An 8,684-nucleotide genomic window follows, 5' to 3' on the forward strand; every position below is an offset into this window, starting at 1 on the left:
GGCGCTTACAAGAAATTCCAGAAGCTGCAGGATTCGCGCTTGTCCGCAATCCACGGCGGCCCGACATTTTCCAATTCAGACGAGAAAAAATATCAGAAGCTGCGTGAGGAGCTGACGCGCGGCGTGCAGTCGATCCATTTCAACAACAACAAGATCGAGCTGCTGGTTGAGGCGCTCTACACCCAGAACAAGCGGCTGATGGGCCTGGGCGGCAACATGCTGCGCCTGGCGGACAAGCATCGCATCAACCGCAAGAGCTTTCTGGACGAATATGTCGGCAATGAGCTGGCCGAAGGCTGGCTGCCGCGCGTTGCCGCCATCGACAAGAAATGGGCGGCATTTGCCCAGGCCGAAGCCGAGTCCATCGACCAGAACCGCCGCGAACTCGCCGGCATTGCCGAAACCACCGGCGTTGATCTGGGTGAATTTCGCCGCATCGTGAACATGGTGCAAAAGGGCGAGCGCGAAGCCCGCATCGCCAAGAAGGAAATGGTGGAAGCCAATCTGCGCCTGGTGATTTCCATTGCCAAGAAATACACCAACCGCGGCCTGCAATTCCTTGATCTCATTCAGGAAGGCAATATCGGCCTGATGAAGGCGGTGGACAAATTCGAATATCGCCGCGGCTACAAGTTCAGCACCTATGCCACCTGGTGGATCCGGCAAGCCATCACGCGCAGCATCGCCGATCAGGCCCGCACCATCCGCATTCCGGTGCACATGATCGAGACCATCAACAAGCTGGTGCGCACCAGCCGGCAGATCCTGCACGAAATCGGCCGTGAGCCAACGCCGGAAGAACTGGCCGAGCGGCTGTCGATGCCGCTGGAAAAAGTCCGCAAGGTGATGAAGATCGCCAAGGAACCGATCAGCCTGGAAACGCCGATCGGTGACGAGGAAGACAGCCATCTCGGTGATTTCATCGAAGACAAGAACGCGGTCATCCCCGTCGACGCCGCCATCCACGCCAATCTCAAGGAAACCGTGACGCGCGTGCTGGCCAGCCTGACGCCGCGCGAAGAACGTGTGCTGCGCATGCGCTTTGGCATCGGTATGAACACCGATCACACCCTTGAAGAGGTTGGCCAGCAGTTCAGCGTGACTCGCGAACGCATCCGGCAGATCGAGGCCAAAGCGCTGCGCAAGCTGAAACATCCGTCGCGCAGCCGCAAGATGCGAAGCTTCCTCGACGTTTGACGCTGACCACACGGCCAGAATGACAGACAGACGGTTGCCAAGCGCAGCCGCTTGCTGCAATTTTGGCTATGGCTCGTTCTTCTGTCTTCGCGCTCTCTGCCCTGCTGTTGTGCACATCAGCAGCTCCGGGCCTGTCAGCGGCTGATCTGGCGCTTGGCAGCGCCCTGGCCGCCAATCTGTGCGGCCAGGGCGAAGGCAAGGCTGCGGCTGCCAGCAATGGCGCAAGCGCCGTGCTGGTGCCCGGCCTGACTCCAGCGCACATCGATGTCAGCACCAACAGCATGGCCCAAGCGTTTTTCGATCAGGGCCTGGGACAATTGTTCGGCTTTGATTACGACGAAGCGCTCAAGAGCTTTCAGCGCGCTGCCACGCTTGATGCCGATTGCGCCTTGTGCCTGTGGGGGCAATCATTGGCGCTCGGCCCTTATATCAACAGCGGGCCGATCCCCGCAGAGACCATCGCCCGTGCCCGTGCGCTGACCGGTGCCGCGCTTGCCAATGGCAATTTGACAGGCCGCAACCGTGCCCTCGTAGAAGCCGCCCACGCGCGTTATGCGCCGGGTGGTAGCAAGGACGGCGTGCACGGCGATCGTTATGCCGACACGATGACTGCGCTGGCCGCAAGCGCGCCACTGGATGATCTGACCGCGATCATGGCTGCCGAAGCCATCATGACCAGCCAGCCATGGGATTATTGGCAGGCCGGCGGCAAACAGCCCAAGGCCCGTGCTGGCACCGCGCTGGCGCTGGTCGATACGGTGCTGGCGCGGTCCCCCAATCATCCGCAAGCCATTCACTTGTTGATCCACCTGACCGAGGCCTCAGCTGATCCGGCGCGCGCTGCCGGTCCAGCGGCGCGGCTGGGCGGCATCGCGCCCGGCGCGCCGCACATGGTGCACATGCCCAGCCACACCTGGTACCGCATTGGCCGCTTTGCCGATGCCATCACGGCCAACAAGGCCGCCGTGGCAGCCGACGAAGCCTATGCCCGCGCCGTGGGCGCCGATCCGAAATATTACGGCTATTTCAACCACCACACGCATTTCCTCGCATCCGCCGCCACCCAAAACGGCGACCGAGCCACGGCACTAGCGGCGGCGGACGCGCTGGAGGCCGCCCTTCAGCCTGCAGCGCTCGCCCGGTCGCCGTGGCGCGAAATGCTGCTGGTCACCGCCCTGCAGGCCCGCGTGAATTTCCTGTCACCGACTGAGGTGCTGGCGCTGCCACGCCCAGGCAAGCGTTCGCGGCAGCTAACCCTGGCCTGGCACGGCGTGCGCGCCGAGGCGCTGGCGATGTCAGGCCAGCCCGATGCCGCCGAAGCCGAGCTGAAAGCGCTGCGCAAGGTCAGGGATCAGCTGCAGCAGCGCGGCATGTCAGGCAGCAACAGCTTTGCCGCAATCGCCGAGGGCGTGGCGCGCGGGCGCATTGCAGCAGCGCGCGGCGACATCCCGGCCGCCCTGAGTGCGTTTGCCGCCGCCGAGGCGATCGACGCCAAGCTGCCCTATCAGGAACCGCCGCTATGGCCGATCCCGGTTTCCGTCCTGTCGGGCCAATTGCGGCTGGCACAGGGCGACACGGCGGGGGCTGCGGCAGATTTCCGCCGCGCCCTCGTCCAGCGGCCGGGCCTGCGCCTCGCCAGCGACGGATTGGCTCAAATCGCCAAGGCTTGAACAGCCGCCGCCGCTCCGTGTGTAACGCCGTCGCCAACGGTCGTTCTTCCGTTCATCGAACTGCAAAAGTTGATGCTGCAATGCAACGGCGACGCTGCAAACTGCGCCTTGGCAATATGAACTGCCGGTTGCAGCTTGTGATACTTTACCCTGTTGGATAACCGACGAATTTATGAAACCGGTTCGCAATATTATGCTCTCTGCAGCGCGCTTGCTGCTGCTGCCGGCGTTGGCTGGCCTGCTGTTGGCCGCAGCACCCGGCGATGGCCTGCGTCTGGAGCCGCTGCGCGAAGCGATCATCAGCGATGCGCGCGCCGCCAATCCGGCCGGCATGGCCTTTGAGCGCAGCACCACCGCCGTGCGGCGCGGGCCCGGCATCAATGAAAAAACCGTCACGGTCGAACGCTGGGATGGCCAGCGCTGGACGCTGCAGAGCGTCAATGGCAAGCCGCCCGGCGCCAGCGATTTCAAGACGTTTCGCAAGGCCACGGCAGCAAACCCGGTGCCCGGCTATCACCGGCTGGCTGCGCTGCTCGCCGCAGCATCGGATATCAGCATCGATAGCGACGGCCGCCAGGTGCTGAAAATCCCGGTGCTGCCCGCTGGCTCGGTGCGCACCGACACGGCTGATATCTCCAGCCATTTGTCTGGTGAAGCCGTGATCACCATCACCGATGGCAAGCCATGGGTGGCGCGGCTAAAGGTCCGTGCACGCGAGAATTTCAAGCTGAACCTGCTGATCAAGGTGACCAATTTTGAGCAGACCTACGAATATCGGCTTGGCCCGGATGGCAAGCCGCGCCTGGCCAGCCAGTCCGCGCTCAGCAAAGGCAATTTGATGGGCATCGGCGGCGGCCAGACCGACGAGGTTGTTTACGCTTATCGTTGATTAGCCTGTCGCCCTCGCAGTTTGACTGTGTTGCGCCACTCCGCGCCGCGCTTTAGCGTGACGTATCGAAGCAAGGAAATTGATGATGCGTTTTGCAGGTACCACTGGCTATGTTGCGACCGACGATCTGAAGGTTGCAGTGAACGCGGCTGTTACGCTGCGGCGGCCACTGCTGGTTAAGGGCGAACCCGGCACCGGGAAAACCGTGTTGGCCGCGCAGATTGCGGCGGCATTTGATGCGCCGCTGATCGAATGGAACGTGAAATCCACCACCAAGGCCCAGCAAGGCCTGTATGAATATGATGCGGTGTCGCGTCTGCGGGACAGCCAGCTCGGCGATCCGCGCGTGTCGGATATCAACAATTATATCCGGCGCGGCAAAATGTGGTCAGCCTTTACCAGCGAACGCCTGCCGGTGCTGCTGATCGATGAGATCGACAAGGCCGATATCGAATTTCCCAACGATCTGCTCACCGAACTCGATCGCATGGAATTTGACGTCTATGAAACCGGGGAGCGGGTTAAGGCCGACCAGCGCCCGATCGTGATCATCACCAGCAACAACGAAAAGGAACTGCCGGACGCCTTCCTGCGCCGTTGCTTCTTTCATTACATCAAATTTCCTGACCGCGAGACGATGGAAGCCATTGTGCGCGTGCACCATCCAGATATTCAGCGCGCGCTGGTTGCCGAGGCGCTCAACATCTTCTTCGATATGCGCGAAGTGCCCGGCATGAAGAAAAAGCCCAGCACATCGGAATTGCTCGATTGGCTCAAGCTGTTGATGCACGAAGATCTGCCGCTCGATGTGCTGCGCAACCGCGACACCAAATCATTGATCCCGCCGCTCCACGGCGCGCTGCTGAAAAATGAAGCCGATGTGATGCTGTTCGAACGCCTGGCCTTCATGAGCCGCAGAGGTCAAGTCTGAGGCTGGCCCGAACCTGAGCGCTATCGGGGTGTGAACGTCAGCAGCGTCCGCCCCGTGCCCAGCGGCGCGGCGGCGGTGTAGAGCACCACGGCAAGCCTACCGGCGCCCAGGTCCGCCCGGGCCAGCGCGTCGAGCACAAGATCGGCGCTGGCCTGTTTCTGGCCAAGCAGCCTGACCGACTCCAGCACGGGGCCCGGCCCGCCTTCATGGCTGCGGTGCAGGGCCACCACCATCGGCGCCGCGTTGCTGGCGGTGATATCGGCATGCAAGCGGGCGGTTGTCGGCTCATAGGTGAAGCGGATCGCCACCTTGGCAGTGCCGCCGCCGGCCAGGCTGGCGGCGGCGCGCCGCGATCCGGGCACCTTGCCAGCCACCAGCGGCGGCGTGCTGAACGGCGGCTGGCGCGGCTTCGCCAGTTGTTCCCAGCCATAGGCCAGCGCCAACAGACGGGGCTCACCGAAGGCCGGGCCGAGCAGTTCCAGCCCGACCGGCAGCCCGCGCGGCGTAAAGCCGGCCGGGATCGCCAGCGCCGGCAGCCCGGTATCCACACTCAAACGGCAATTGTTGTGAACATCCTGCGCCCCGATCACCGGTGGCCGCCCCAGTGCGGTGGGATAGAGCAGCGCGTCCAGGCGCTCCTTGACGAACAGCGCATCCGTCACCGCCCGCACAACAGTGCGCTTGGCCAGCGCCAGCTCATGGCCGGGCGACTGCCGACCGGTTTCAGCCAGAGTTTCACGCATGGACCTGTCGAGTTGGTCATGGTGCAACCCGGCATTGATGATTTGCGCCAGCGACTTGACCGGTGCGTCCGGATTCGCCGCCAGATAGCGTTGCAGATCCGCCGCAAATTCGAATTTTCGGGCGTTGCTGTCAGTCAGCATGTCATTCAGGCCGGGGATCGTCACGTCGATCACCTCGGCGCCGGCCCCGCGCAGAGACGCAATGGCCTTTTCGTAAACGTCCTTGCCGTCCTTATCCTCGGGCACAACGGCAAACAGGCTGCGCAACACCCCGATGCGCGCGCCCTTCAACGTCCCGGTTTGCAGCGCATCGGCATAGGATTTGGGCATATGGGCGCCGGCCCCCTTGGTCACCGCATCCGCCGCATCCTCGCCCACGCTCGCATCCAGCATGATCGCCAGATCGGCAACACTGCGCGCCAACGGCCCGGCGACATCCTGGGTATCCGACAAGGGGATCACACCCGTCCGGCTCGCCAGCCCGCGCGTAGTGCGAATGCCGAACAGATTCTGATAGGCCGCCGGAACCCGGATCGATCCGCAGGTATCCGTACCCATGCCGGCCGCCGCAAAACTGGCCGCAACAGCCGCCCCGGTGCCCCCACTGGAGCCCCCCGGCGAACGCTGAACATCATAGGGATTGCGCGACTGACCGGTGAGCGAGGAAATGGTGGTAATGCCGCTGGCCAACTCATGCATCGTCGTCTTGCCCAGGATGATTGCCCCGGCGCTGCGCAGACGCGCCACCTGATGGGCATCGCTGGCTGGCTGCAACGTCGCCAAGGCCAGCGTGCCGCCACTGGTCGGCATATCCTTGGTATCGAAATTGTCCTTCACCAGCACAGGAATGCCGTGCAACGGCCCGCGCGGGCCTTTGGAAGCGCGTTCCTTATCCAGTGCATCAGCCTGCGCCAGCGCGGCAGGATTGAGCATGACGATGCTATTGAGCGTCGGCCCCGACTGATCATAGGCCGCGATGCGCGCGCTATAGGCGGCGACCAGTTGCCGGGATGTGACGGCGCCGCTGGCCAGCGCGGCCTGCATGTCCGTGATCGACGCTTCGGTCACTTCGATCGCCGCAGGGGCTGCCTGAACGGCCGGCGCCAACAGGATCAGCGCCAAGACATTCGCCGCACTGCGATATAATTCTGCCATCATGCCAGCTCCCCTTGATGTTCTGCCTACCCCAAAGGAACAGGGCCAGCAAATCTGCTGGCCCTGTTTTTGCACGCATTGACAGGCGCGTACCCTATCGGCGCTGTCGATTAACGGCCGTCGCGGCCCTTCGCCATCACCTTGGTCCAGGCGTTGGCAAAATCCTGCACCATCTGGCTGTGGCCGTCAGAGGCGCCATAGACTTCGGCGACGGCCCGCAATTCGCTGTGCGAACCGAACAGCAGATCCACAGGGCTGGCCGTCCACTTGCTGGCGCCAGTCGTGCGGTCCAGCCCATCATATTGGCCTTCGGTGGCGGATTTCTGCCACTTGGTCTCCATGCCCAGCAGATTGACGAACCAGTCGTTGGTCAAGACGCCCGGCCGCGCGGTGAACACGCCCAGCTTGCTGCCGCCGGCATTGGCATCCAGCGCGCGCAAGCCGCCAACCAGCACGGTCATTTCCGGCACGGTCAAGCCCAGCAGATTGGCACGATCGATCAGGCCCTGGGTGGGATTATAAGCGCTGTCCGCCGTCCAGTAGTTGCGGAAACCATCGGCTTTGAGCTCCAGCGCGCCAAAGCTGGCGACGTCGGTCTGGGCTTGCGAGGCATCCGTGCGCCCTGGCGTGAACGCCAGCGTGACCGACACGCCCGCAGCTGCAGATGCCTTTTCCACCGCCGCATTGCCGGCCAGCACGATCAGATCAGCCATGCTGATTTTGCGCGTACCGGCCTTGTTGAAATCGGCCTGCACCTTGGCCAGGACGGGCAGCACCTTGGCCAATTCCGCCGGATTGTTCACCGCCCAATCCTTTTGCGGAGCCAGCCGCAGCCGTGCGCCGTTGGTGCCGCCGCGGCCATCCGTGCCGCGATAGCTGGCAGCCGAAGCCCAAGCCGTGCGAACCAGTTCCGGCACCGAAAGCCCGCTGGCCAGCACGTTGGCCTTGATCGCAGCAACATCCGCGTCGGTCACCAGCGGGTGATCAACCGCCGGCACTGGATCCTGCCAGCTCAGCACTTCCTTGGGCGCATCGGCGCCAATGTAGCGGGCGCGCGGACCCATATCGCGGTGAGTCAGCTTGAACCAGGCGCGGGCAAAGGCATCTTCGAACGCCTTGGGGTTCTTCAGCCAGCTCTGCGTGATCTTCTTGTAGGCAGGGTCGGTGCGCAGCGCGATATCGGTTGTGAACATCATCGGCGCGTGAAACGTGTCAGCCCGGTGGGCATCGGGGACAAATTTGTGGTCCGCGGCGTCCTTGGGCTGCCATTGGGTGGCGCCAGCAGGGCTTTTTGTCTGCACCCATTCAAACCGGTACAGATTTTCCAGATACTGCATCGTCCACTGGGTGGGGGCCGATGTCCAGGCGCCTTCCAGGCCAGACGTGATGGCATCGGCACCCTTGCCGGAGCCATATTTGTTCTCCCAGCCCAGGCCCTGCTTCTCGATGCTTTCGCCGGTCGGCTCCTTGCCCACATTGCTGGCACTGGCTGCGCCATGCGCTTTGCCGAATGTGTGCCCGCCAGCGATCAGCGCGGCGGTTTCCTCGTCGTTCATGGCCATGCGGCCAAAGGTTTCGCGGATATCGTTGGCGGCCAATTGCGGATCAGGCACGCCGTTCGGGCCTTCCGGGTTTACATAGATCAGGCCCATCTGCACTGCGGCAAGCGGCTTGGCCAATTTGCGGCCTTCGCTGTAGCGCTTGTCATCCAGCATCTTGGCTTCCGGGCCCCAATAGACCTTGTCGGCTTCCCAATCATCGGTGCGGCCGCCGGCAAAGCCAAACGGCTTGAAGCCCATGGTTTCCAGGCTGACGTTGCCGGCCAGCACCATCAGATCGGCCCAGCTCAAGGCCCGGCCATATTTGGCCTTTACCGGCCACAGCAGGCGGCGGGCCTTGTCGAGATTGGTGTTGTCGGGCCAGCTGTTGAGCGGCTCAAAGCGCTGCTGGCCGCCGCCCGCGCCGCCGCGGCCATCGCCGATGCGATAGGTGCCGGCACTGTGCCACGCCATGCGAATGAAGAACGGGCCATAATTGCCATAATCGGCCGGCCACCACGGCTGGCTGGTGGTGAGTAGCTGCGCAATGTCGGCCTTCAC

At 63.3% G+C, this 8,684-nt stretch carries 6 protein-coding genes; 4 read left to right on the forward strand and 2 right to left on the reverse strand.

Annotated features, from left to right (window positions below):
• From rpoD to ABWP50_RS08410, 4 genes are all read left to right on the forward strand, one after another.
• A partial coding sequence (gene rpoD / locus ABWP50_RS08395; protein WP_353217545.1) for an RNA polymerase sigma factor RpoD occupies nt 1-1,197 on the forward strand: 1,197 nt, incomplete at its 5' end.
• 68 nt (nt 1,198-1,265) lie between these two features.
• Entirely contained in the window at nt 1,266-2,867 is a 1,602-nt protein-coding gene (locus ABWP50_RS08400) for a hypothetical protein (protein ID WP_353217546.1), read from the forward strand.
• A 193-nt stretch (nt 2,868-3,060) separates the two neighbouring features.
• Entirely contained in the window at nt 3,061-3,756 is a 696-nt protein-coding gene (locus ABWP50_RS08405) for a hypothetical protein (RefSeq protein WP_353217547.1), read from the forward strand.
• Nucleotides 3,757-3,841: 85 nt separating this feature from the next.
• Nucleotides 3,842-4,687, forward strand: coding sequence for an AAA family ATPase (locus ABWP50_RS08410; protein ID WP_353217556.1), 846 nt, complete (start codon nt 3,842-3,844; stop codon nt 4,685-4,687).
• A gap of 20 nt (nt 4,688-4,707) precedes the next feature.
• Here ABWP50_RS08410 and ABWP50_RS08415 read toward each other — a convergent pair whose 3' ends face one another.
• Both ABWP50_RS08415 and katG read right to left on the reverse strand, forming a co-directional pair.
• On the reverse strand, nt 4,708-6,588 hold the full coding sequence (locus tag ABWP50_RS08415; protein ID WP_353217548.1) for an amidase: 1,881 nt from the start codon (nt 6,586-6,588) through the stop codon (nt 4,708-4,710).
• A gap of 107 nt (nt 6,589-6,695) precedes the next feature.
• A partial coding sequence (gene katG / locus ABWP50_RS08420; protein WP_353217549.1) for a catalase/peroxidase HPI occupies nt 6,696-8,684 on the reverse strand: 1,989 nt, incomplete at its 5' end.

The sequence above is a fragment of the Sandarakinorhabdus sp. genome, from assembly GCF_040398645.1.
Lineage (GTDB): Bacteria > Pseudomonadota > Alphaproteobacteria > Sphingomonadales > Sphingomonadaceae > Sandarakinorhabdus.